Raw genomic sequence first — 24947 nt, 5'->3', positions numbered from 1 at the left:
AAACCGGAAACAAGGTTTATTAAACTCCTGACAAGGCGATCAAGGAGTCCACGGGAACTTCCGGTCAAGAAACCGGAAAAGCGCCTCGTTGTGCGGCCGGTAGAAGTCCGCGAGCTCCGCCGCCGTCTCCGGGTTCATCGGGGGTGCGGGCAGGTAGTTGTGCCGCCGGGCGATCGGGAGCTCCCACTCGGGGAGGCCGAGGAATCGGATGACCTCGGCGAATGTCTCCTTCTCATTACGGTAGAGATCTTCGGCCGCGATAATCAGGATGTTCTCGCGCGGAAACAGCTCCAGCCAGCGCTGAACCTGCGGCAGGTAAATGCCGCGATCCCGGTAGGAGTGGAAGTCGTGCGCCTCGCTGTAGTAGTACGGGTCGGCCGCCATGCGCTCGGCCTCGCCGCGCAGCCGCTCCGGCTCGGCGGCCAGCGCCTCCTCGAAGCTCAGCTTCTCGGTCCCCGCGTCCACCCGCTCCCAGTAGTGGGAGTAGGCGCGCCGGACCGGGTCGCGCAGCGAGATGATGATCTTCGCGTCGGGCATGCGCTCCCGGACCCGCTCGGCGACCGGTGGGTAGTACATGTAGTAGGGGCAGGCCTCGCCGGTCAGCGGGCGGGTGCCGTACTTGCGCTCCATCTGGTCCAGCCGCCGCTCGGTGGCGAAGTGGGACCGGTACCACGCGTCGCCCTTGGCGTAGTTCACGTAGAAGTACCACGGGCTCTTGATCTCCCGGGACTCCGGGAACATCGGCATGACCAGCGGGTGCTGGACCAGGTAGTTCCACAGGGACGTGGTGCCCCCGCGCTTGGAGCCGACGATCAGGAAGTCGGGCAGGTGCCGCTGGTCCGCGGTGCTCACGGCGTACGCGCGCGTCGCGGCGTTCACCGCGTCCTTCATCCACCGGGGCGAACGGTCTTTCATCCGGGCGAGCAGGCTCCGGGCCATTGCGGTTCTCTCTTCTTTCAGCGCCGTCGAACGGTCTCGACGAGCAGATCCATGTGCAGGGCCGCGCGTCCCCGCCACAGGGCGAGGCCGTATCCGGCGCAGGCGACGGCCAGATACGCGGCGAAGGACAGGGCGGTGGGCTCGGCGACCAGGCGTGCCACCACGCCGCCGCCGCCGAACCAGAACAGGGCCCAGAACGCGGGGAGGACCAGGGCGCGCAGGCCCAGCCGGAGGCCGAGCCCGTAACGGACCTGGAGCGCGGCGGCCACGGTGTCGACCAGCTCGGCGGCGGCCCAGGCGAGCGCGGCCCCGACGATGCCCAGGCGCGGCACCAGGAGCAGGTTGAGCACCACGTTGACGGTGAGCGCGGCGACCTTGTTGCCCAGGGCCCACGAGCTCTTGCCGCCCATGAGCAGCACGGTCTGCACGTTGCCCGCCGCCATCACCACGAGCATCGACGTGGCGAGGATCGCCAGGGCCGTCGCCCCCTCGGCGAACCCTTCCCCGAAGAGGGTGAGCACGAACGGGCCGAAGCAGGCCAGCGCGAGGTACAGCGGCCAGGAGGCGATCATCACCCAGCCGGTCGCCATGGTGTTCAGTTGTTCGGCGGTGCGGTTCTCGCCCTTGGCCAGCAGGGCCGCGATCTGCGGCGCGACCGCGATCCGGGTGGCGGCCAGCACGAGCGTCCCGGTCGTGATGAACCGGCTGGCGGTGGCGTAGATCCCGGCGTCGTGGTTGGAGACCAGCGCGCCGACGATGAGCACGTCGAGCCAGACGATCAGGATCTCGATCATCGCGGCGACGCCCCGCGCGCCGGAGAACAGCCAGAACTCCCGGACCGCGCCGGGGTCCCGCTCGCCGCCGCTGCCGGCCCGCCGTACCATCCGCCACAGCAGTACGGCCGCCGCGGCGAAGGTCAGCCCGACCGGGAGCGACCACGCGAGCATCACGCCCCCGGAGCCGAGGCCGAGCCCCACCGCCGCCACGGCGAGCAGCGGGCGGGCGACCGGCATGGCCACGTTGACGAGCGTGTACGCGGTGAGGTCGCCGAGCCCCCGCATGCCGGACAGGGCGACCATGCGGGCGGCGGACACGGCCAGGAAGGGGGCGGCGACCCGGAGGAAGAGGGTGGCCTCGTCGAGGTGGGCGGCGTCGGCGAAGAAGGAGGCGACCCACGGCGCGCAGGCGTACAGGGCCACCGCCGTGACCGTGCTCACGGCCAGCACGGGGACCAGCGCCGCGACGGTCACCCGGCGCAGGTCCGACATGCGTCCCAGCGCCCGCAGCCGGGCGGCCGACCGTACGAGTCCGGTGTCCGCGCCCAGTTCCGTGACCTCGCTGAGGATCATGAACAGGGCCATCACGATGAAGAAGACGCCCGCCTCGGCGGGGCCGAGGAGCCGGGCGACGACGACGGTCATCAGGAAGCCGGCCGCCGCCGAGCCGACGGAGCCCAGCAGGGTGACCACGCCGCCCTTGGCGAAGCTCCGCAGCTCCTTGCGGTCGTCGGTGTCCTGGGCGCCCACGCCGTCGCCGTTCGTTCCCTGACCGCTCATGCCTTCACCTCCGGCGGGGCCGGGTTCCGGAGATCCCGCAGCTGGCGCAGGCCGAGCGCGGCGGCCATGAAGATGACGACGAGCTGGGTGCTGTCGAGGCCGTAGTAGAACATCATGAAGACCGCCATGACGGGCACGACGTGCAGCCAGACCAGCTCCAGCGGGAGCTTCCTGGTCCGCCAGGCGAGGCCGGCCAGGAACAGCGTGAACAGCAGCAGCGCGGGGAAGCCGAACGAGAACATGATGTTCCAGAACTGGCCCTGGGTGCCGACCGAGACGCCGATGGTGGCGGAGGGGCGCGGGGCGCCGTAGCCCAGGATCGGCGACTCCAGGGTGCGCTGGAACGCCTCCAGGTAGATGCCCACCCGGTCGTCGTTGGAGCCGCTCACCGAGGTCCGCGAGGTGATGCCGTCGGCGACGCCGGTCAGGTAGGCCACCGTCACGCCGACCACCCCGGCCGCGACCATGGCGACCAGGCCCGCCAGGTGGCCCTTGGCCGCGTAGCGCAGCGCGGCGTAGGCGAGGGCGAAGGCCACCGCCAGCAGCATGCCGCGGTTGAGGGTGGCGAAGGCCGGGACCAGGGAGGCCGTCGCGAGCAGGCCCAGCAGCACGCCCTGGCGGATCGTTCCCTGGATCCGCATGAACAGCAGGACGAGTGGGAGCAGGAGCGCGTAGTGGCTGCCCCAGGCGTTGGTGTAGGGGAAGGGGGCGCTGGGGCGCACGAACGGCTCCGCGGCCCCCCAGGGGTGCTGCACCTCGGCGAACTTGGGGTGGATGAGCTCGCCCACCAGTTCGTTGGAGGCGATCGAGGCCGGCATCACCTTCTCCATGGGCGTGGTGATCGAGCCCTCGGGGAACAGCACGCCCAGGTATCCGCCGATGACGACCCAGATCCAGAAGGCGACGAGGAACCCGACCGCGGTGCCGACGGGCAGCCTCCGGGACGAGCAGTTGTAGACGTAGACGAAGATCACCGTGGCGCTGGCGTACGAGGCCAGCCTGAACACCAGGCCGACCACCCGGGGCACGCTGTCGAGCTGGGTGCCCGCCACGATCATGGCCAGCAGGAAGAGCAGCCAGATTCCGAAGCCCCTGGGCACGGCCACGCGCCCCCGCCGGACCAGGTTCGCCACCATGGGGAGCCCGAAGATCAGGCCGGCGAACGGGGCGAGGCCGAGAACCCACCACAGGGGGTAGAACAGGAACATGGCGCGGAGCGGCCAGATCGGCAGCTCGCGTGCCGTGGTGTCCGCGATCCGGGAACGGTGCCGGGAACGATGCTGGACCATGCTCGCCACGGTTGGTCAGATCCCCCGGCCGCGCGCGTTGAGCAGGGCCAGGACGCGCTGTCCGCTGGTCAGCCGGCTCGCCACGAGCAGGGCCAGGTAGGTGCGGCGCTCGCGCCAGTTGTGCCGGAGCGACCGCCGGGCCCAGTGCCACGCCTCGCCGTACTGGCCGGCCGCCGCGCGGTAGAAGGCGATCTGCCCCTCGATCCTGGCGATGCCGACGGGGTCGGTGGCGAACTCGGGGTGCTTGGCCAGCAGGTGGGCGAGCGCGTCGGCGATCATCGGGAACCGGCGGGCGAAGAAGGAGCCCTGCCAGTTGATGGCCACCAGCGGCTGCCGTACGCAGTGGATCGGTCCCAGCTTCGCGATGCGCAGCAGCAGGTCGTAGTCCTCGGCGTAGCTGCCGGGCAGGTTCTCGTCGACGAGGCCGACGGTCTCGGTCAGCACCGTGCGGTCGATGATCAGGTTTGAGCCGTTCAGCGTGAAGACGCGGTCCCGGAGCAGGTCGCGGAAGGTGACCGGACGCTCGGGCCCCGGGCGGGGGTTGGACGTTCCGCGGCTGCGGATCTCGATCCCGGTCCCGGCGGCGACGCCCCCCTCGGCGGCCAGGAGCTCCACCTGCGCGCGGAGCTTGCCGGGCAGCCACTCGTCGTCGTCGTCGCAGAAGGCGACGTAGTCGGTCCGGGCGGCGGTGATCCCGGTGTTCCGGGATCCCGCGAGTCCGGGGGTGCGGCCGTTGGTCGTGACGCGCAGGCTCCGGCCCGGGGGACAATCGACGTCGAGCGCGACCGGGTCCGACTGGTCGAAGACGACGATCACGTCGATCTCACCGGCGTATTCCTGGCTGAGAATCGCCGTCACCGCCCGGCGCAGAAGCTCCAGCCGGTCGCGCGTAGCCACGACCACCGTTACGGAGGGCGCGGAAGGCGAGGGGGTATTCAGGGCTTTTGTCCCTTCTGTGCAGCATTGCACCCTAGGCTAGGGTCGTTCCGGAATGGTGTATGCCTGTTCTGCGGCAAGCGACCGTTTTTTACCTTTGTGATCTAAGTGATAGGTGGTGCGTCAGTGGCCAGGCGTACGGCTCTCCTCCCCTTCCTGACGCTGGTGTGCGCGGGCCTCCTGCCCTCGACGGCTCACGCCCTCGCCCGGATCCCGCAGCCGCCCGAGCCGCTCTTCCAGGTCGTCGGCGAGCACATCAACGAGTCCAGCGGGCTCGCGGTGAGCGCCGACGGGAAGCGTTACTACACCGTTCCCGACGCCGGCAGGCCCGCCGAGGTGTACGCGGTCGACGGCAAGGGAAAGACCAAGGTCATTTTGGCACTGCCCCAGCCCGAGCTGAACGAGGACTGGGAGGACGTCGCCGTGGCCCGCGCCGCGGACGGGACCGGTCAGCTGTACATCGCCGACACCGGGGACGCCTTCGTCGCCCGGACGGCCGGCAGCCTGCCGGAGCGGACCTCCTACCGCCTGCTCCGCGTCACCGAGCCCGCGGCCTCGGCCAGCGGCCGCGTCGCGCTCGCCGGGAACCAGGTCGAGGTCTTCACGCTCGTCTACGCCGACGGGGCGCCGCACAACAGCGAGGCCCTGCTCGTGCACCCCGTCACCGGCAAGGTGTTCCTGGTGGAGAAGGCCGAGAAGGCGGGCCGGAAGTCCGGTCTGTGGAGCGTTCCCGGCGCGCTCAAGGCGAGCGGGAGCAACGTCCTGCGTCAGGCGCTGGCCGACCTGAAGATCGTCGGTGTGTCCGGGGCGGCCTTCTCTCCGGACGGCGACCGGGTGGTGATCCGCAACGCCACCACCGCGTACCTGTGGTGGATCGAGGACGAGGACGTCGCGAAGTCGATGCGGGCCAAGCCCATCGAGATCGACCTGCCCGTGCAGCGGCAGGGGGAGGGCGTCGCCTTCACCCCCGACGGACGATCCCTGCTGGTGAACTCCGAAGGGCTCAACCAGCCGATGTGGCGGGTCCCTCTCCCGGCCGATGCCGCCACCGGCGGCGCGGAGCCGGAGCTCCCCGGCCAGGACCCGGCCCAGCTCGCCGCGCCGCCCGCGGGCGGCGACGGGCTGATGTTCGCCGTCGCGGGGCTCGCCGGGGTGGCGGCGGCCGGGGTGCTGGCGCTCGCCGTGGTGCGCGGCCGGCGGGGACCGGCCGGCGTGAAGGCGGTCAGCCCGCCGCCCGCAGCGGCCGGAGAGGGCCGGCCGCTGTGAAGGCGGCGGTCAGCCCGCCGTCCGCAGACGCCTGAGCCGGCCGGTGACCCGGGACAGGCCGGTCGCGACGAAGCCCCGGTCCGGGTCCAGCATGATCCGGCGGCCGTGGGTGCCGGGCGTGGTCCCGCCGTTCCAGCCGAACTCGGTGGTCAGGCCGTGGGCGTACCCCGCCTTCACGGCGGCGTCCTCGGTGTCCCGGCTCACCGCGTCGGCCTGGCCGAACGGATAGGCCACCGTCCGGATCGGCACGTCCAGCTCCCGCTGGAGGATCTCGCGCGAGCGGCGCAGGTCCTCGGTCTGGTCCTCGGGCGTCTCCTGGGCGAGCGTCACGTGCCGCATGGTGTGGGAGCCGACCGAGAAACCGCGCCGGACCATCTCCCGCGCGCCCTCCCAGTCGAGGAAGAGCCGCCCGTCCTCGGGCGCCCCCTCCGGCGCGAGCCGGTCCACCAGCTCCTCCAGCGCCGCGGCCCGCTCGGCCGCCGTCATCACCCGCAGGCGGTCGGAGGCCCTGCCGTAGGCCGCCCTGCCCGCCGCTCCCCGCGTCGGGTAGGTCTCGCCGCGCCACTCGACCGTCTCCCGGCCGCTGCGGGCGAAGGCCCACCCGGCGATCTCCCACCAGGCGCGGTCGTCCCCGGACAGCAGGCCCGGCACGAGGAAGAAGGTGCCGGGCAGCTCCAGCTTCTCCAGCACGGGCACGGCCAGCTCCAGGTTGTCGCGGTAACCGTCGTCCCAGCAGAGCGCGACGGCCCGCGGGGGCAGCGGTTCCCCGGCTCGCAGGGCGTCGAGCGCCCACTCCAGCGGGACGACGTTGGCCATCCGCCGCAGCCGCCGCAGCTGCCCCTCCAGCCCGGCGACGCCGGAGCCGGAGACGGGGAAGCACCAGGTGGACTCGACGTTGTGCCAGCCGAAGATCGTCAGTCGGGATGTCATGATCGGTGTGCTCCGAAGCCGTATCGGCGGACGCGGTTGACGGCGTCGCGGGTTTCCCTGGCCCGCCGGCGCAGGTCCGGGTGGCTCTTGATGTAGTCCCTGATGATCCGGGGCGGCACGTGCCGGGCGCGGTACAGCGTCGCCCGCGCCGAGGGCCGGGAGATCCACCCCTCCGCGAGCGGGATGTGGGAGCCGGCGAAGAACTCCTTGTACGGCTCGCTGCCCTTGCCCAGGTCGATGGTGCGGATCCCGTGGTCGGCCGCGGCCCGGGCGAACCGCAGCATCATGACCAGGCCCGGGGAGTAGGCCCCGAACGCGTCCGCGTCGTAGGCGCCGAACCAGCGCTCGTAGACCGTTCCAGAGCGCAGGCCGAACTCCACCGCCACCGGGGTGTCGCCGGCGTGGAGCGTGCTGAGCAGGCCGCCGTACTCCTCGGTGGCGGTCGCGAAGCTCTCCTCGACCAGCTGCCGCACCCAGGGCCAGCCGAACCGGTCGGCGGCCCCGGTGCGCCGGTAGTGCGCGGACTTCCAGCGCATCATGAGCCGGAGCATCTCCGGGTCGCGGCAGCCGTACTCCAGCCGGAGCTCGCCGTGCTCCCTGCCCAGCTTCCGGTCCTTGCGCTCGACCCCGCCGATCGCCGACCGGGTCAGGGCCCGGCGGGCGTCGCGGTAGGGGTCGTATCCCTCGCTCAGGTCCATGACGGGGGAGCCCACGCGCGCGGCGTCGGGCGCGTGGCGGGGCAGCTGGGCGGCGAGGAGGTGGTCGAACTCCCAGACCGAGAGCGAGGCGGCCGCCAGGGCGGCCGGCAGGGGGGTCCGGGCGCCGGGCCGGTGGACCACGCCCTGGCAGTCGGAGACCCCCATGCCGACGGCCCTGCCCACCGCGCGGCCGTGCCGCTCGTAGGGGAGGAAACCGGCGAGGCCGGAGCCGTCCTCGAACACGGCGATCTCGACGCGGACGTCCTTCCTGGCGCGGTCGATCGCCAGGGCGAAGTCCGGCGCCAGGAACGGGCTGTCCAGCCCGCTCCCCGGGGCCTGCCACGAGCGCCACAGGGCGAGCTCGGCCGCGCCGAGCCCGTCCGGTCGCGTGATGGTCACACGCACGTAGTCTCACCTGTCGCTTCATGGGGCCGGCGGAGGCCCCGGTGGGTGACCCCGACGGGTCCCGCAGGGGGTAGGGGAGGCTGGAACGTCCTCCGGCCGCCCGCCCTGGGGACCAAGATTCTGGTCATACGACATTTAAAGTCATAGTTGGGCAGGAATCGGAATTGCTGCGGGTATTCTGTGCCCACGTTGCGTCAGGGGAGTTAAGGGGTGGACCAAGTGAGCTCGATGCCCCGCGCGGATGTCACAGAGGTCGCCGACTACGCGGCGCTGCTGGGACGGCGCTGGTGGATCATCGCGGTGAGCGCCATGCTCGGCGTGGCCATGTCTGCCCTGGCGGTGGTTTACCTGCCTGAGGTGTACACCGCGGAGGCCACCGTACTGGTCACGGCCACCGACAGCAACACCCGTGACGACCAGGTCAACCTCGAGACCGAGGCGGGCCGGGTGCGCAGTGCGGAAGTGGTCGGGAAGGTACGGCAGACGCTCAAGAGCGGTGAGGACCCGGTGGACCTCGTCGAGCGGCTCAGCGTCACCGCACCCCAGGACTCCGGCCTGCTGGAGATCAGCTTCCAGGACTCCACCCCCGCCCGGGCGAGCGAGGGCGCGAACGCCTTCGCCACCGTGTACCTGAACACCCGGCGCGCGCGGGTGGAGCAGCGCTACAAGCAGCAGATCCTCGCCCTCCAGGGACAGATCAAATCCCTGTCCGAGCAGCTCAAGGCGGTGCCGACGAGCAACAGCGGGCAGCGGCAGTACCTCAACGGGCAGTTGCAGTCGTTCAGCGCCAAGCTCGCCGACATCCAGATCGAGGCCGTCGGGGTGTCGGTCGGAGAGGTGATCGACAAGGCGACGTCTCCCGAGGCGCCGACCTTCCCCCGTCCGATCATGTTCCTGCCCGCCGGGCTTCTCGTCGGCCTGATCCTGGGGATCATGGCGGCGGTCCTGGCCGACCGCTCCGACAAGCAGGTGCGTGCCGCGACCGACCTGCGCCGGGTGCTGGGCGTCGAGACGCTGCTCGACCTGCCCAGCAACCCCAAGACCGTCACGCTCGGCCTGGAGTCGGCGCGCGGCCGCGTCGGCCAGCGTTTCCACGAGCTCTCCCACGGGATCACCGCCCGCCTCGGCGGGGGACCCGCCAACCAGGTGGTGCTGGTCACGGGTGCGGCCGAGGGACGGGGGACCGCCGTCGTGGCCGCCAACATCGCCGCCGCGCTCGCCCGGACCGGCTCCGACGTCATGCTGGTCAACGCGGATCTCGGGTCGTCGGTGAGCGGCGACCTGCTGGGCGTGCCCGCCGCGTCCGGGCTCGCGGAGGTGCTGCTCGGCACCTCGACGCTGGCGGAGGCGGAGGCCCGGGCGGCGGTGCCCCCCTCGCTCCGGGTCATCCCGCGTGGCAAGGAGACCGACCAGGTCATCGACATGATCCAGGGTGAGCGCATGGCCCGGGTGATCGACTCTCTGCGCGACCGGTGCCGCTACATCGTGATCGAGGCGCCCGCCACGACGTCGGGCGCCGACGCCCAGGCCCTCGCCCAGCACGCCGACCTCGCGCTGATGGTGGTCGAGGTGCCGAAGACCCGCTACGCGGAGATCAGCGATGGCATCCGCCAGCTCGAGCAGGTGGGTGCCGAGGTCCTCGGCGCCGTGGTGATCCCCTGGCAGGCCCCCGCCGCCCCCGCCGCCGTCCCCGCTGCGGCCGCCGCCCCCGCGGCCGAGACCGTGTCGTCGCGGCGTCAGGAGGACGTGCGCGTGGCCGGGGCTTCGGACGAGGACATGAAGGGTCTGGTGGGCGCGGACGAGGACGGGCTCGGCACCGCGATGCTCCCCGTGATCAAGGACGAGCCGCTCGGCTTTCTCAAGTGATCGTTTCCCCGGGACGCTGAGGCGTTCTCCGGAATGCTCTGCACTCCCGGGACGGCAAGACACATAATGGACAAAGCGGGCATCTTCTGTGTCCCCGCTTGTGTCTGGACAATGAGGACCGCCGGGACCTTCGAAAAGGCCGCGGTCCTTCCGGGGGCACCTGGGCATTCTCCGGGCCGCTGAGGCCGCCCGGGGTGCGGCGGACGCCTGGCCGCTCGGTGGGTGCGAGGGGCGGACGTACATGTTTGGACCGTTCCGTCAAGGTGTCATAGCGCCTTTAATCGGCCAATAGCGGACAGTGAGTTACTATTCCGTTCCCCTATCTTGATCAATATGATTTCCACTGATACAGCCGCTTCTGATGCGTATGAGAAATCTGTAAACCAATAACGCCCGTAGCACGTCTGGTAGCTGTTACTGCCGAGGCAGTTGGGTGGGGTGGTATGCGGGTGGGGACGGAGGAGCACGCCGTCGTGCTCTTCGACGGTGTGTCACGCTCCGCTTCGAGCATCTGGACGCGTTCCTATGCCCGGATTCTCGTAGCGGGCGATCTCGCGTGCGCGGTGCTCGCGTGCGAGGTGGTGCTGGGCATCCGCCTGTGGCGGGGTGCCTTCATTCCGGTGACGGAAGTGATCTTCGGGCTGGGGCTCGCCCTGGCCTGGCCGCTGGCCCTGGCGCTGGGGGGCGCCTACCGCCGGCGCACGCACGGCGAGGGGACGGAGGAGTTCCGCGCGGTCTTCGAGGGCGGCGCCGGTCTCACGGCCGCCGTCGCGATCGGCGCGTACGCGACGCAGACCAGCATCGCCCGGAGCTTCGTCATGGCGATGCTCCCGGGCGCGCTGGTGCTCACGCTCGTCTTCCGGCATCGCATGCGCAAGCGGCTGCACCGGCGGCGCGCCAGCGGCGAGTACATGCGCCACGTGGTCGCCGTCGGTCACCGGGAGTCGGTGCTCGACCTGGTGATGCAGCTGCGGCGGCAGCCGTACCACGGGATGGCCGTGGTCGCCGCGTGCCTGCCGCCCGGGGCCGGGAAGTCCGACATCGACGGCGTTCCCGCGCTCGGGGACTTCAGCGACGTCCCCGAGGTGGTGGCCAAGGTGAAGGCCGACGCGGTCGCCATCCTGGCCTGCCCCGAGCTGGACGGCGCCGCGCTGCGCCGCCTCGCCTGGGGGCTGGAGAGCGACCGCATCGACCTGTTCGTGGCGCCCGCGCTCATGGACGTCGCGGGCCCGCGCGTCAGCATCCGCCCGGTGGCCGGGATGCCCCTGCTCCACGTCGAGCACCCCGAGTTCACCGGGACCCGCTACTGGGTGAAGAACCTGTTCGACCGGTGCGGCGCGGGTCTCGCCCTCCTGATGTTGTCCCTGCCCATGCTGCTGATCGCCGGGCTGATCCGGGCGACCAGCCCGGGACCGGCCCTGTTCCGGCAGGTCAGAGTCGGCAAGGACGGCAAGGAGTTCGACGTCGTCAAGTTCCGGACCATGGTCAACGACGCCGAGCGGCTCAAGAAGCAGCTCATGCCGGAGAACGAGTTCGACGGCGTGCTCTTCAAGATGCGCAACGATCCGCGGATCACCCGGGTGGGAGCGTTCCTGCGCCGCTACTCCCTCGACGAGCTGCCCCAGCTGCTCAACGTGCTCCGCGGCGAGATGTCGCTGGTCGGACCGCGCCCGCCGCTGCCCGACGAGGTCCGGCAGTACGGCGTGGACGTCCGCCGCCGCCTGGTGGTCAAGCCAGGGATGACGGGCCTGTGGCAGGTCAGCGGCCGCTCCGACCTGTCCTGGGAGGAGTCGGTCCGCCTGGACCTGCGCTACGTGGAGAACTGGTCCCTCTTCCTGGACCTGCAGATCCTCTGGAAGACCTGGAGTGCCGTCGTCCACGCAGAAGGGGCCTATTGAACGTGAAAGCACTCGTGCTCGCCGGGGGGTCGGGCACCCGGTTACGGCCGATCACCCACACCTCCGCCAAGCAGCTCGTCCCGGTGGCGAACAAGCCCGTGCTCTTCTACGGGCTGGAGGCCATCGCCGCCGCCGGGATCCGGGAGATCGGGATGGTCGTGGGCGACACCCACGCCGAGATCGAGGCGGCGGTGGGCGACGGCTCGGCGTTCGGCCTGCAGGTGACCTACCTGCGCCAGGAGGCGCCGCTCGGCCTGGCCCACGCGGTGCTGATCGCCCGTGACTACCTCGGCGCCGACGACTTCGTCATGTATCTCGGCGACAACTTCATCGTCGGCGGCATCAACGGCATCGTCGAACGGTTCACCCGGGACCGGCCCTCCGCCCAGATCATGCTGACCCGGGTGGGCGACCCCCGGCAGTTCGGCGTCGCCGAGCTCGACGCCGCCGGCCGCGTGATCGGGCTGGAGGAGAAGCCGCGCGAGCCCAAGAGCGATCTGGCGCTCGTGGGCGTCTACCTGTTCACCCCCGAGGTCCACGAGGCGGTGGCCGAGCTCAAGCCGTCGTGGCGGGGTGAGCTGGAGATCACCGACGCGATCCAGTGGCTGATCGAGCAGGGGCGGCCGGTCGAGTCGTCCGTCATCTCGGGCTACTGGAAGGACACCGGCAACGTCACCGACATGCTGGAGGTCAACCGCCTGGTCCTGGAGTCCATGGAGGCCCGGACGGACGGCGCGGTGGACGGCGTCAGCGAGCTGATCGGCCGGGTGGTCGTGGAGCCCGGCGCCGTGGTCGAGCGCTCCCGCATCGTCGGCCCGGCGATCATCGGCGCCGGGGCGCGGGTCCTGGACAGCTACGTCGGCCCCTTCACCTCGATCGCGGCCGGCTGCACGATCAGCGGAAGCGAGATCGAATACTCCATCGTGCTGCCCAGGTCCTCGATCGCCGGGGTCTCCCGGATCGAGTCGTCGCTCATCGGCCACGACGTCGAGGTCACCCCCGCGCCCAACACACCCCGAGCCCACCGCCTCGTGCTGGGCGATCACAGCAAGGTCCAGATCAGCTCATGACAGCGTCCACCCGGGAGCCCTCGCGCGTCCTGGTCACCGGCGGCGCCGGGTTCATCGGCTCCGCCTACGTCCGCATGCTCGCGGCGGACGGGATCTCCGTGACGGTCCTCGACAAGCTCACCTACGCGGGCAACCCGGCGAATCTGGAGGGGGTCGCCCACACGTTCGTGCGCGGCGACGTCTGCGACCCCGGGCTGCTCGCCGAGGTGGTCCCCGGCCACGACGTCGTCGTCAACTTCGCGGCCGAGTCCCACGTGGACCGGTCGATCGACGGCGCGGCCGAGTTCGTGCGGTCCAACGTCCTGGGCGTGCAGGCGCTCATGCAGGCGTGCCTGGAGGCCGGGACCCCGCGCGTGGTGCAGGTCTCCACCGACGAGGTCTACGGGTCCATCGAGTCCGGTTCGTGGAACGAGTTCGCGCCGCTGCGGCCGCGCTCGCCGTACTCGGCCTCCAAGGCGGGCGGGGACATGATCGCCCGCGCGTACGCGATCACCCACGGCCTGCCGGTCTCCATCACGCGCTGCGGCAACAACTACGGCCCCCGCCAGTATCCGGAGAAGGTGATCCCGCTGTTCATCACCAATCTCCTGCGGGGCCGGAAGGTGCCGCTCTACGGCGACGGCGGCAACGTCCGCGACTGGATCCACGTCGAGGACCACTGCGCGGGAATCCGGCTGGTGGCCGAGGAGGGCGAGCCCGGCGAGATCTACCACATCGCCGGCACGGCGGAGATGACCAACCTCCGGCTCACCGAGTGGATCCTGGAGCTCTGCGGGGCCGACTGGGACATGGTCGAGCGCGTCGAGGACCGCAAGGGGCACGACCGCCGCTACTCCCTGGACGACACCAAGCTGCGCGGGATGGGATACGCCCCGAAGATCGACTTCGAGACGGGGCTGCGGGAGACCATCCGCTGGTACACCGACAACCCCGACTGGTGGAAGGCGCTCATATGACGCGATGGCTGGTCACCGGGGCCCGGGGCATGCTCGGCTCCGACCTCGTCGGCGTCCTGCACCGGGAGGGGGAGCAGGTCGCAGCGCTGGGCCGCGCCGAGCTCGACGTGCGGGACCCGCGGGCGGTGGCCGAGGCCGTACGGCTGCACAAGCCCGACGCGGTGGTCAACTGCGCGGCGTGGACGGCCGTGGACGACGCGGAGGCGCACGAGGCCGAGGCGCTCGCGGTCAACGGCCACGCCGTGCGGGCCCTGGCGGAGGCGTGCGCGGAGGCGGACGCCCGGCTGGTGCAGATCTCCACCGACTACGTCTTCGACGGCGCCTCCTCGCGGCCCTACCGCGAGGACGACCCGACCGGCCCGGTCGGCGCCTACGGCAGGAGCAAGCTGGCCGGCGAGCGCGCGGCGCTGGAGCACGGCCACATCGTGGTGCGCACCGCCTGGCTGTACGGCGCCCGCGGGGCGAACTTCGTGCGGACCATGATCCGGCTGGAGGCCGAGCGGGAGACCGTCTCCGTGGTGGACGACCAGCACGGGCAGCCGACCTGGGCCGCCGACCTGGCGGCCGAGCTGGTCCGGCTGGTCCACGCCGACGTCCCCGGCGGGATCTACCACGCCACCAACTCCGGCCGGACGACCTGGTACGGCTTCGCCCGCGAGATCTTCACCCTGCTGGGCGCCGACCCGGAGCGCGTCCGGCCGGTCACGACCGCCGCGTTCCCGCGCCCGGCCCGGCGCCCGGCCTACAGCGTGCTCGGGCACCACGGCCGGCCCGCCATGCGGGACTGGCGGCAGGCGCTTCAGACGGCCTGGCCGTCGCTGATCGACGGTGACCCGTGATGCGTCCGCTCGTAGTCCAGGCAGGCGGCGTAGTCCGGGAGCAGCCCGACCGCCAGCGCCTCCGCCAGGCTGGGGGCGGCGGCGTCCTTGTCCGACAGCAGCGGCTCGCCCTCCAGCGGCCAATCGATGCCGAGGTCCGGGTCGAGCGGGTGGATCCCGTGTTCGCGCCCCGGCGCGTACGGCTGCGAGCACGCGTACATGACGGCCGCCTGGTCGCTCAGCGCGAGGAACGCGTGGCCGAGCCCCTCGGCGAGGTAGACGGCCCGGCGGTCGGTGTCGTCCAGGCGCACGGCCTCCCACCGGCCGAAGGTCGGCGACCCGGTCCGGAGGTCCACGACCACGTCGAGGATCGCGCCGGAGACGCACATGACGTACTTGGCCTGACCGGGCGGCACGTCCGCGAAGTGCACGCCGCGCAGCACGCCGCGCTTCGACACCGAGCAGTTGATCTGCGCGAGGTCGAACCGGTGCCCGGCGGCCCGCCGCAGGTCGGCGGCGCGGAACGCCTCCAGGAAGGCGCCGCGGGAGTCGGCGTGGACGCGGGGGGTGTACTGCCAGGCTCCGCCGATGCTCAGAGGCTCCATGAGCCGAAGCATGCCATGACCCAGTGTGGATCTTCAGCACGAATGATCGTGAATTGTCCAGAAGGAGATCTCCATGATGACCGCCGTTCTCTCCAACAGCGGTATGGACGACGCAGGACGCCGGGATCTGCTCTACCGGGGCGAGGTGTTCGTGTACTCGGCGACGCCCGCCACCCGCGAGCTGATCGACTTCACGCGTGAGCTGATCGACGACGCGTTCGACGGGCGCGACCCCGAGACCGCCCAGTACCACATGGCCGTGGAGGACTTCGCCGCGCTGCTCGCCGACCTCAAGCCGCGTTTCATCCACCACCCGCGCTGCAAGGAGTTGCTGCCCGCGGTCATGGAGGAGCGCGGGTGCGACCTGGAGAGCACCTACTTCGACGTGCCCAGACTGCGCACCTCCACCTCCGACGACTACCTCAGCTCCGGCATCTCCTACGCCTTCCACCCGCACCGCGACTGCTGGTACTCCGCGCCGTTCAACCAGGTCAACTGGTGGATCCCGGTCTACGCGGTGGTCCCGGAGAACGTGATGGCCTTCCACCCCCGCTACTTCGACAGCCCGGTGCGCAACGGCAGCGCCCGCTACGACTACGGCGAGTGGAACCGCACCAGCAGGGTCAGCGCCGCCCGGCACGTGCGCTCCGACACCCGGGAACAGCCCCGCCCGGAGGAGCCGGTCGAGCTCGAACCGCAGGTCCGGGTGGTCCCGGAGCCGGGCGGGGCGATGCTCTTCTCCGGCGCCCAGCTCCACTCGACGGTGCCCAACACCTCGGGCCGGACCCGCTTCAGCATCGACTTCCGTACGGTCGACATCGGCGACGTGCGCGCCCGCCGGGGCGCCCCCAACGTCGACGCGGCCTGCACCGGCACCACCCTGCGCGACTTCCTGCGCGCCTCCGACCTGGCGGCGATGCCCGAGGAGCTCGCGCTGGAGTACGAGGCCGAGGCGGCCGCCGTCGCGGAGGCCAGGACCCCGGCGGGGGCGAGCTGAGTGGCGGGAGGGCACACGTGCGGCCCGCGGGGCTGTAACGCCTGCGGCGATCTACGCGAATTAGGACGTGTCACGTCCGGCGGTTGGGGGGAGTGCCGATGACAACGTGTCGGCTGTGCGGTTCCGCGAATCTGGAGAGCGTCGTCGATCTCGGCGCGACGCCGCCCTGTGAGCTGTTCCTCACCGAGGACCGGCTGGACCTGCCCGAACCGGCCTACCCGCTGCACCTGAGGGTGTGCGCCGACTGCTGGCTGGCGCAGATCCCGCCGCTGATCACGCCCGAGGACACCTTCACCGAGTACGCCTACTTCTCCTCCTACTCCACCTCGTGGGTGGAGCACGCCCGCAGGTTCGTCCGGGAGCGGGACCTGGCGCCGGACGCCTTCGTGGTGGAGGTCGCCAGCAACGACGGCTACCTGCTCCAGCACGTCGTCGAGCGGGGCGTGCGGTGCCTGGGCATCGAGCCGTCGGCGAACGTCGGCCAGGCGGCCCGGGACAGGGGGGTCCCGACCCTCACGGCGTTCCTGACCCCGGAGACCGGCGCGGCGGTGCGCGCCGAGCACGGCCCCGCCGACCTCGTCGTCGCCAACAACGTCTACGCGCACATCCCGGACGTCATCGGCTTCACCGAGGGGCTGCGGGCACTGGTGGCCGACGACGGCCTGGTCTCCGTGGAGGTCCAGCACCTGCTGACGCTGATGGAGCTCAACCAGTACGACACGATCTACCACGAGCACTTCCAGTACTACACGGTCGCCTCCGCGCAGCGCGCCCTGGCGAGCGGCGGGCTGACGCTGGTGGACGTGGAGCTGCTCCCCACGCACGGCGGCTCGATCCGGCTGTGGGCGCGGCCCGGCGGCGAGCCCGGCCCCCGGGTGACCGAGGTCCTGGCCCGGGAGAAGGCCGCGGGGCTGCACGAGCTGTCCGGCTACGCCGACTTCGCCGCCCGGGTGGCCAAGGTCCGGCGGGACCTGCTCAGGTTCCTCATCGACGCCGCCGACCAGGGCAAGACCGTGGTCGGGTACGGCGCGCCCGGCAAGGGCAACACGCTGCTCAACCACTGCGGCATCCGGCCCGACCTGCTGGCCTACACCGTGGACCGCAACCCCTACAAGCACGGCAGGTTCACCCCCGGCACCAGGATCCCGATCCTGCCGCCGGAGCGGATCGCCGAGGACCGGCCCGACTACGTGCTGGTCCTGCCGTGGAACCTGCGTGAGGAACTCGTCGAGCAGCTGTCCTACGTCCGCCGGTGGGGCGGCCGGTTGGTCTTTCCGATCCCGACCCTGGAGGTCGTCTCGTGAAGGTGGTCCTCTTCTGCGGCGGGTACGGCACGCGCATGCGCAGCGGCCTCCCCGGGGACCCGCCCAAGCCGATGCAGCTCGTCGGTCCCCGGCCGCTGATCTGGCACGTGATGCGCTACTACGCGCACTACGGCCACACGGAGTTCATCCTCTGCCTGGGGTACGGCGCCGAGCACATCAAGGACTTCTTCCTGAACTACCGGGAGACGACGTCCAACGACTTCATCCTGCGCGGCGGCACCGTCGAGCTGCTCTCCACCGACATCGCCGACTGGTCGATCTCGTTCGTGCAGACGGGGATCGAGTCGCCGATCGGGGAGCGGCTCCGCCGGGTCCGCGAGCACCTCGGCGACGACGAGCTGTTCCTGGCCAACTACGCCGACGTGCTCACCGACGCGCCGCTGCCCGAGATGATCGAGCGGTTCGCCGCCTCCGACGCGGGCGCGTCCATGGTGGTCGTCCCGCCGACGGACACCTTCCACTGCATCGAGGTCGGCGAGAACGGCTCGGTGGGCGGGATCACCCCGGTCAGCGAGATGCCGCTGTGGATCAACGGCGGTTACTTCGTGCTCCGCCAGGAGATCTTCGACCACATCCCGCCCGGCGGCGACCTGGTCGCCGACGGCTGCGCGGAGCTGGCCAAGGCGGGGCGGCTGCTGGCCTACCCGCACCGGGGGTTCTGGAAGCCGACCGACACCGTCAGGGAGCGCGTCGCGCTGAACGAGGCCTACGCGCGCGGCGAGCGCCCGTGGATGGTCTGGGAGAACGACGGGCCGAAGAAGAGCCCGCGCCGACTGGTCGAGCAGGTTTCGTGATGCTCCGGCTGCTCCCCGAGCGCTGCGCGGAGATCCTGGTGCTCGGCGCCCACTGCGACGACGTCCCGATCGGCGCGGGCGGCACGCTCCTGGAGCTGTGCCGGGCCAGCCCGGAGACACGGGTCACGGCGCTCGTGCTGTCCGGCGGGGGCACCGCCAGGGAGGACGAGGAGCGGGCCGCGCTGGCCGCGTTCTGCCCCAAGGCGGAGCTCGACGTGACCGTCCTCGACATCCCGGACGGGCGGCTGCCCACGCACTGGGAACGCGCCAAACAGGCACTGGAGGAGGTGCGGCGCCGGTGCGAGCCGGACGTGGTCTTCGCGCCCTCGCCGCACGACGCGCACCAGGACCACCGGGGGCTGGCCCGGCTGGTGCCCACGGCCTTCCGCGACCACCTGATCCTCGGCTACGAGATCCTCAAGTGGGAGTCCGACCTGGTCCAGCCCAACGTGTTCATGCCGTTGTCGCAGGACGCGCTGCGGGACAAGAGCGCCCTGCTGCACGAGCACTACCCCTCGCAGCACGGGCGGACATGGTTCGACGAGGAGACCTTCCGCGGCCTGGCCAGGGTGCGCGGAGTGCAGTGCCAGAGCCGCTACGCCGAGGCGTTCCACGCGGCGAAACTGACCATCGGCCCCACGAGGTAACCGGGAGACACGGGTGCGCGTTCTACTGACCGGCCATCAGGGATATCTGGGCACGGTGATGGCGTCGGTCCTCACCGCGGCCGGCCACGACGTGGTCGGCCTCGACTCGGGCCTGTTCGCCGCGTGCGTGCTCGGGCCGGAGCCGGCCGACCCCCCGGGGTTCGCCGTGGACCTGCGGGACGCCGGTCCCGAGCACGTCGCCGGTTTCGACGCGGTGATCCATCTCGCCGCGCTCTCCAACGATCCGCTCGGCACGCTGGCCCCCGAGCTGACCTACGACATCAACCACCACGCCTCGGTACGGCTGGCCCGGCTGGCCCGCGAGGCGGGGGTGCGGCGCTTCCTGTACGCCTCCACCTGCTCCGTCTACGGAGCCTCCGGCGGCGACGAGCTCGTCGGCGAGGACGCCCCGCTCCGCCCGGTGACGCCCTACGCCGAGTCCAAGGTCCGGGTGGAGGACGACCTGGCCGAGCTGGCCGACGACGACTTCTCCCCGGTGTTCATGCGCAACGCCACGGCCTTCGGGTTCTCTCCCCGGCTCCGCGCCGACATCGTGCTGAACAACCTGGTGGGCCACGCCGTGCTCTCCGGCCAGGTGAAGGTCCTGTCCGACGGCACGCCGTGGCGGCCCCTGGTGCACGCCGGGGACATCGCCGACGCCTTCGCCGCGGCGCTGGCGGCCCCCCGGGAGGCCGTGCACGCGCGGGCGTTCAACGTGGGCAGCGAGCAGAACAACGTGACCGTCGCGGAGATCGCCGAGACGGTCGCCGAGACCGTGCCCGGATCCGAGCTGGTGATCACCGGGGAGGCCGGGGCCGACCCGCGCTCCTACCGGGTGGACTTCGCCCGGATCCGCGCGGCGCTCCCGGAGCACCAGCCCCGCTGGACGGTCAAGGCCGGGGCGGTCGAGCTGGCCGACGCCTACGAGCGGCACGGGCTGACCCGGGAGAGTTTCGAGCGGCGCTTCACCCGGCTCGCGTGGCTGTCGGAACGGCGGGAGAGCGGGGGGATCTCCCCGGAGCTGCGCCCATGACCGTCGGGGAGGAGATGCACGCGCTGGTGCGCAGGCTCTACCCGATCTGCCGGAGCATCACCGGCGACGGCGTGCGCCGCACGCTGGAGATCATCGCTGAGTCGATCCCGCTGGAGGTCAGCGAGGTGCCCACCGGCACCCAGGTCCTCGACTGGACGGTGCCGCAGGAGTGGAACATCCGCGACGCCTACGTCAAGGACGCCGAGGGCCGCAGGGTGATCGACTTCAACGCCTCGAACCTGCACGTCGTCGGCTACAGCGTCCCGGTGTCGGCCACGATGACCCTCGACGAGCTGCGCGGGCACCTGCACACGCTGCCCGGGCAGCCCGGCCTGGTCCCCTACCGGACCAGCTACTACGTGCCCACGTGGGGCTTCTGCCTGAGCCAGGAGACGCTGGACCGGATGGGCCCCGGGCCGTACGAGGTCGTGATCGACTCGACGCTGGCCGACGGGCACCTGACCTACGGCGAGTACGTGGTGCCGGGGGAGACGGCCGACGAGGTGATCGTCTCCTGTCACACCTGCCATCCCTCGCTGGCCAACGACAACCTGGCGGGGATCGCGGTGGCGGTCGCCCTGGCGCGGAGGCTCGCCGAACGCGGGCCGCGCCACACCTACCGGTTCCTGTTCATGCCCGGGACCATCGGCGCGATCACCTGGTTGGCGCGGAACCGGGAGCGGGTCGACCGGATCAAGCACGGGCTCGTGCTGGCGTGCGCCGGAGACGGCGGCACCCTGACCTACAAGCGGAGCAGGCGCGGCGACGCGAAGATCGACCGGGTGGCGGCCCACGTGCTCCGGGACCGGCCGCACACGATCCTCGACTTCTCGCCGTACGGCTACGACGAACGGCAGTTCGGCTCCCCCGGGTTCAACCTGCCCGTCGGCGGCCTGACCCGCACCACCTACGCCGGATACCCGGAATATCACACCTCGGGGGACAATCCGGACTTCGTACTCCCGGAGGCGATGGCCGACACCCTCGACACCCTCGATGAGATCGTCCGGATCCTCGACACCGACCGTCACTACCTCAACCTCAGCCCGTACGGCGAGCCGCAGCTCGGCCGGCGGGGACTGTACGGCTCGCTGGGCGGGCGCAGCGACACCAAGCAGGCCCAGATGGCCATGCTGTGGGTGCTGAACCTCTCCGACGGAGAGCACTGCCTGCTCGATATCGCACAACGATCGGCACTCCCGTTCGCCACGGTGGCGGACGCGGCACGCGCGCTCGTTAGCGCAGGGCTTCTGAAGGAGAAGTGACATGAGCCAGCTGGATCTCCGGGTCGGAGAGGTGGTCGAGGTCCGGAGCGAGGCCGAGATCCTGGCGACTCTCGACGGGAAGGGGGAGCTGGAGAACCTGCCTTTCATGCCGGAGATGGTGAGGTTCTGCGGGCAGCGGCTCACCGTGCACAAGGTGGCGCACAAGCTGTGCGACACGATCAGCGGCACCGGCATGCGCCGCATGGACCGGGCGGTGCACCTGACCGGGGCGCGCTGCGACGGGTCGGCGCACGGCGGCTGCCAGACGGCCTGCTCGATGTACTGGAAGGAGGCCTGGCTCAGGCGGGTGGAGCCGGGCGCCTCGGACGTCCCGGCTCCCGAGGCCTCCGTGCCGGGACCGGTCTCGGAGGACCGGCTGCTGAAGCTGGTGGAGGCCGCCGCCCGCAAGGAGCCGGGAGCCGACGGTGAGGAGCTCTTCTCCTGCCAGGCCACCGAGCTGCTCCGGGCCGCGCCCGTCTGCCTGCCCTTCCGGAGTCTCGGGCAGTACGCCGTGGACGTCAGGAGCGGCAACGCGGGCGTGCTCGCGACGCTGTCCACGCTCTTCGTCGGGCTGTTCAACCGCTACCAGAAGCTGAGCAGGCGCGTCCTGCCGCGGCGGTTGTGGATCAGGCGCGGCATGGAGTGGGGCTTCGTCCCCGGCGGCCCGCACCGCAAGACCCCGACCGGCTCCCTCGGCCTGCGCCCCGGCGAACTGGTCCGGATCAGGTCCAAGGAGGAGATCGTCGCCACCCTCAACGCCGACCGGCTCAACCGGGGCCTGGGCTTCGAGGAGGAGATGGCGCGTCACTGCGGCAAGGTCGCCCGGGTGCAGGCCCGGGTGGAACGGGCGCTGGATGAGAAGACCGGCAGGCTGCTGACGATGAAGAGCCCGTGCATCTCCCTGGAGGGCATCTTCTGCGACGGCGGCCACAAGCAGAACTGCCCCCGGGAGTTCGTCCCGTTCTGGCGGGAGATCTGGTTGGAACGCGTGGAGGAACCTCTATGACCGAGCTTGTCGAGGTCATCGGTAGACACGGCACCTTGGTCAGGCGGCCGACGGAGGAGGGCGCATGACCGAACCCGCCACGGAGCCCGCGAGGCGGGCCGCCGGCGGTCCCGACGGGGAGCCGGCCCCGGAACCCGCCGTGGAGCACGGCGGCGTGCCCCCGGTTCCCGAGGTGCCGGCGCCCCCGAATCCCGACTCCAAGATCGAGGAGATCGGCGACAAGGCCGGCCGGGGACTGCGCTGGAGCCTGGCCGGCAACCTGGTGATGAAGGCCGGGTCGTTCGTCATGAGCATGGTGCTCGCCCGGCTCCTGGGGGTGGAGGACTTCGGGATCTTCGCGGTGGCGCTGGCCGCGACCCAGTTCGTGATGGTCGTCAAGGACCTGGGCGTGCAGGCGGCGGTCATCCAGTGGCGGGGCAGGTTCGAGGAGATGACGCCCACCGCGACGACGCTCTCCCTGGTGTCGGCGGCCGGGCTGTACGCGATCTTCTGGGTGGCGGCGCCGGGCTTCGCGCGGGCGGCCGGGATCGACGAGGCCACCGGGGTGGTCCGGCTGCTCACCGCGGTCATCCTCGTCGAGGCCGTGACCGCGGTGCGCAGCGCCACCCTGGTCCGCAGGTTCCGGCAGGACCAGCTCACCGTGGCCATCATGGCGGGGTTCGTCGCCCAGGCGGCGGTCTCCATCACGCTGGCCATCGCCGGCGCGGGCCCCTACAGCTTCGCCTGGGGGCAGGTCGCCTCCGCGCTGGTCACCGGGGCGCTGGTGATGATCTTCGCGCGGCTGCCGTACCGGCTCGGCTTCGACCGGGAGGTGGCCGGCCGGCTCTGGCGCTTCGGCCTGCCCTCCGCGGCCGGGCTCGGCCTGGAGGCGGTGCTGATGAACGTGGGCTACGTCATCGTCGGCAACGTCCTCGGCAAGGGGCCGCTCGGTTACTTCCTGCTGGCCTTCAACGTGTCGAGCTGGGTCCCCCTGCTGATCACCAGCGCGGTCCGGTACGTGTCGCTGCCGAGTTTCTCCCGGCTGGCCGAGCACGACGCGGAGGCGCTGCAGGAGGGGGTGCGGCGGGCGGTCCCGCTGCTCTTCTCCTTCGTCGTGCCGATCGCGGTGCTGATGTGGACGCTCGCCCACCCGCTGATCGGGCTGCTGTACGGCGTGAAGTGGGACCAGTCCGCGGGCGTGCTGCGCTTCCTCGTCGTCCTGATGGTCGTGCGGATGCTGACCGCCCTCGCCTTCGACATCCTGACCTCGGTGGGCGCGACCAAGAGCACCGTGTGGCTGAACCTGGGCTGGGGGGCGGCGCTCGTGCCCGCGACCTTCGCCGGCGCCCACCTCGACGGCATCCGCGGCGCGGCGGTCGGGCACGCCCTCGCCGGGGCGGCGGTGGCGCTCCCGCTCGCGCTGCTGGCGCTGAGCAGGGTCGGGGTCGGCTTCCGCCCGATCGTCCCCGAGCTGGTACGGCCCTCGCTCGGCGGCCTGGCGGCCGGGGCGGTCTCCTGGGGGGTGGCCACCGCCCTCGGCGACGACTTCCTCCTCGAACTCGTCGTGGCGGGGGGGAGCGGGCTCGTCGCCTACATCCTGATCGTCGTGCCCAGGGACCGGCTCCGGCGCTACGGCGTGCGGCCCCGGGCGCGGCGGAAACCAAGGAATGACAAGGAAGACAGATGAGACACACCGACGCACTGGTCTCGGTCGGGCTCCCGGTCTACAACGGCGCGGACCGGATGGAGGGGGTGGTCAGGTCGATCCTGGCCCAGGACCACGAGAACCTGGAACTGGTGATCTCCGACAACGCCTCCACGGACCACACCGAGGAGCTCTGCCGGGAGCTGGCGAGGCAGGACAGCCGGATCGTCTACCACCGCCAGCGCGAGAACATCGGCGCGACGAACAACTTCATCTACGTGGGCGAGGTCGCCAACGGCGCCTTCCTGCGCTGGGCCGGTGACGACGACCGGCTGGAACCCTCGTGCGTCTCGCGGTCGATGCGCATGTTCGCCGAGGACGAGCGGCTGATCCTGGTCACCTCGCAGACCTCCTACACCGACCCCGAGGGCGTCACCCGGACGATGCCGTACACCGGCACCGATCTGGGCTCCGACGACCCGGTGACGCGGATGGCGGAGATGCTGCGGCTGCACACCGAGACCTATCTCCTGCTCGACCCGCTGTACGGCGTGATCAGGCGCGAGGCCCTGACGCGCATCCCGCGCCGCAACATGCTCCGCGAGGACGAGGTGCTTGCGATCAAGCTTGCGCTGGCCGGGCCGTGGGGGCACGTGCCGGAGATCCTGTCGCACCGGAACGTCCACCACCGGCGGCTGCCCGCCCTGGTCCCGCACCTCGGGGTGCCCCGCTGGACGGCGCGTTTCGCCACCACGCTCCAGTACCGCGAGATCCTGAACTGGCTGCCCCAGGCAGGTCTCACCCCGCAGGAGCACCGGCGGGCCCGCGCGGTCGTGCTCGGCATGTACATGCTCCGCCAGCGGCGGATCGTGGCGCGGCGCGGCCGAAAGGTGCTGCGCCTGGCCATCGGCCGCCGCTGATCCACCGGGTCCCGACAGGCCGTCCCGCGGGTTTCGGCCGGATCGTCGGGCCACTGTTTCACCGGATTTTGGGACATGAGACTACACCGGATATAGCCTGAATG

At 71.2% G+C, this 24947-nt stretch carries 22 protein-coding genes; 15 read left to right on the top strand and 7 right to left on the bottom strand.

The window, feature by feature from the left end:
* Positions 1–39 precede the first annotated feature (39 nt).
* From Plo01_RS13265 to Plo01_RS13250, 4 genes are read right to left on the bottom strand one after another with little or no spacing between them, the layout of a single operon-like run.
* Positions 40–915, bottom strand: a complete 876-nt coding sequence (locus Plo01_RS13265; RefSeq protein ID WP_203890839.1) for a sulfotransferase family protein — start codon at positions 913–915, stop codon at positions 40–42.
* Between the two features lie 41 nt (positions 916–956).
* Positions 957–2495 (bottom strand): oligosaccharide flippase family protein, encoded by a 1539-nt coding sequence (locus Plo01_RS13260; RefSeq protein WP_203890838.1) that lies wholly within the window; start codon positions 2493–2495, stop codon positions 957–959.
* Positions 2492–3784, bottom strand: a complete 1293-nt coding sequence (locus Plo01_RS13255) for an O-antigen ligase family protein (protein WP_203890837.1) — start codon at positions 3782–3784, stop codon at positions 2492–2494. Before Plo01_RS13255 ends, Plo01_RS13260 begins: the two co-directional genes overlap by 4 nt.
* A 15-nt stretch (positions 3785–3799) precedes the next feature.
* Entirely contained in the window at positions 3800–4687 is an 888-nt protein-coding gene (locus Plo01_RS13250) for a glycosyltransferase family 2 protein (RefSeq protein WP_275415380.1), read from the bottom strand.
* 159 nt (positions 4688–4846) lie between these two features.
* Between Plo01_RS13250 and Plo01_RS13245 the strand changes: the two genes are divergently transcribed.
* Positions 4847–5986 (top strand): SdiA-regulated/phytase-like domain-containing protein, encoded by a 1140-nt coding sequence (locus Plo01_RS13245; RefSeq protein ID WP_203890835.1) that lies wholly within the window; start codon positions 4847–4849, stop codon positions 5984–5986.
* A gap of 9 nt (positions 5987–5995) precedes the next feature.
* Here Plo01_RS13245 and Plo01_RS13240 read toward each other — a convergent pair whose 3' ends face one another.
* Together Plo01_RS13240 and Plo01_RS13235 are read right to left on the bottom strand one after the other, a co-directional pair.
* Positions 5996–6916: a polysaccharide deacetylase family protein gene (locus Plo01_RS13240; RefSeq protein WP_203890834.1), complete on the bottom strand. Its 921-nt coding sequence runs from the start codon at positions 6914–6916 to the stop codon at positions 5996–5998.
* Positions 6913–8013 (bottom strand): GNAT family N-acetyltransferase, encoded by a 1101-nt coding sequence (locus Plo01_RS13235; protein ID WP_203890833.1) that lies wholly within the window; start codon positions 8011–8013, stop codon positions 6913–6915. The genes Plo01_RS13240 and Plo01_RS13235 overlap by 4 nt, the downstream gene beginning before the upstream one ends.
* 216 nt (positions 8014–8229) lie before the next feature.
* Between Plo01_RS13235 and Plo01_RS13230 the strand changes: the two genes are divergently transcribed.
* The 5 genes from Plo01_RS13230 to rfbD all read left to right on the top strand — a co-directional run bounded on the left by Plo01_RS13230 (position 8230) and on the right by rfbD (position 14648).
* Positions 8230–9885 carry a polysaccharide biosynthesis tyrosine autokinase gene (locus tag Plo01_RS13230; RefSeq protein WP_203890832.1) on the top strand — a complete coding sequence of 552 codons (1656 nt, stop codon included), beginning with the start codon at positions 8230–8232 and terminating at the stop codon, positions 9883–9885.
* Positions 9886–10328: 443 nt separating this feature from the next.
* Positions 10329–11783: a sugar transferase gene (locus Plo01_RS13225; protein WP_203890831.1), complete on the top strand. Its 1455-nt coding sequence runs from the start codon at positions 10329–10331 to the stop codon at positions 11781–11783.
* A 2-nt stretch (positions 11784–11785) separates the two neighbouring features.
* Positions 11786–12853: a glucose-1-phosphate thymidylyltransferase gene (locus Plo01_RS13220; RefSeq protein ID WP_203890830.1), complete on the top strand. Its 1068-nt coding sequence runs from the start codon at positions 11786–11788 to the stop codon at positions 12851–12853.
* Complete coding sequence (rfbB, locus tag Plo01_RS13215; RefSeq protein WP_203890829.1) at positions 12850–13809, top strand: dTDP-glucose 4,6-dehydratase; 960 nt, start codon at positions 12850–12852, stop codon at positions 13807–13809. Before Plo01_RS13220 ends, rfbB begins: the two co-directional genes overlap by 4 nt.
* Positions 13806–14648: a dTDP-4-dehydrorhamnose reductase gene (gene rfbD, locus Plo01_RS13210; protein WP_203890828.1), complete on the top strand. Its 843-nt coding sequence runs from the start codon at positions 13806–13808 to the stop codon at positions 14646–14648. The genes rfbB and rfbD overlap by 4 nt, the downstream gene beginning before the upstream one ends.
* Here the strand turns inward: rfbD and rfbC are convergent.
* Positions 14609–15232 carry a dTDP-4-dehydrorhamnose 3,5-epimerase gene (rfbC, locus tag Plo01_RS13205; protein WP_203890827.1) on the bottom strand — a complete coding sequence of 208 codons (624 nt, stop codon included), beginning with the start codon at positions 15230–15232 and terminating at the stop codon, positions 14609–14611. The two genes, rfbD and rfbC, sit on opposite strands and share 40 nt — an antisense overlap.
* A gap of 73 nt (positions 15233–15305) precedes the next feature.
* Between rfbC and Plo01_RS13200 the strand changes: the two genes are divergently transcribed.
* The 9 genes from Plo01_RS13200 to Plo01_RS13160 all read left to right on the top strand — a co-directional run bounded on the left by Plo01_RS13200 (position 15306) and on the right by Plo01_RS13160 (position 24843).
* Positions 15306–16229, top strand: a complete 924-nt coding sequence (locus Plo01_RS13200; protein WP_239316223.1) for a phytanoyl-CoA dioxygenase family protein — start codon at positions 15306–15308, stop codon at positions 16227–16229.
* Positions 16230–16327: 98 nt separating this feature from the next.
* Positions 16328–17533, top strand: coding sequence for a class I SAM-dependent methyltransferase (locus tag Plo01_RS13195; protein ID WP_203890826.1), 1206 nt, complete (start codon positions 16328–16330; stop codon positions 17531–17533).
* The gene (locus tag Plo01_RS13190) at positions 17530–18348 is read left to right on the top strand and encodes a sugar phosphate nucleotidyltransferase (protein ID WP_203890825.1); all 819 of its coding nucleotides are present in this window, start codon (positions 17530–17532) and stop codon (positions 18346–18348) included. Before Plo01_RS13195 ends, Plo01_RS13190 begins: the two co-directional genes overlap by 4 nt.
* Positions 18348–18995, top strand: coding sequence for a PIG-L deacetylase family protein (locus Plo01_RS13185; protein WP_203890824.1), 648 nt, complete (start codon positions 18348–18350; stop codon positions 18993–18995). The genes Plo01_RS13190 and Plo01_RS13185 overlap by 1 nt, the downstream gene beginning before the upstream one ends.
* A gap of 13 nt (positions 18996–19008) precedes the next feature.
* Positions 19009–20028: an NAD-dependent epimerase/dehydratase family protein gene (locus Plo01_RS13180; protein ID WP_203890823.1), complete on the top strand. Its 1020-nt coding sequence runs from the start codon at positions 19009–19011 to the stop codon at positions 20026–20028.
* A complete protein-coding gene (locus Plo01_RS13175; RefSeq protein ID WP_203890822.1) occupies positions 20025–21293 on the top strand; it encodes a DUF4910 domain-containing protein in 1269 nt (422 codons plus the stop codon). Before Plo01_RS13180 ends, Plo01_RS13175 begins: the two co-directional genes overlap by 4 nt.
* A gap of 1 nt (position 21294) precedes the next feature.
* On the top strand, positions 21295–22299 hold the full coding sequence (locus Plo01_RS13170; protein ID WP_239316221.1) for a hypothetical protein: 1005 nt from the start codon (positions 21295–21297) through the stop codon (positions 22297–22299).
* Between the two features lie 64 nt (positions 22300–22363).
* Positions 22364–23965 carry a lipopolysaccharide biosynthesis protein gene (locus tag Plo01_RS13165; protein WP_203890821.1) on the top strand — a complete coding sequence of 534 codons (1602 nt, stop codon included), beginning with the start codon at positions 22364–22366 and terminating at the stop codon, positions 23963–23965.
* Positions 23962–24843, top strand: a complete 882-nt coding sequence (locus Plo01_RS13160) for a glycosyltransferase family 2 protein (protein ID WP_203890820.1) — start codon at positions 23962–23964, stop codon at positions 24841–24843. The genes Plo01_RS13165 and Plo01_RS13160 overlap by 4 nt, the downstream gene beginning before the upstream one ends.
* The last annotated feature ends 104 nt before the right edge of the window (positions 24844–24947 follow it).

It is taken from the genome of Planobispora longispora, assembly GCF_016863135.1.
GTDB classification, from domain to species: domain Bacteria; phylum Actinomycetota; class Actinomycetes; order Streptosporangiales; family Streptosporangiaceae; genus Planobispora; species Planobispora longispora.
Note: the sequence above shows the minus strand (reverse complement) of the source record. Positions and strands in the feature narration are given on the sequence as shown.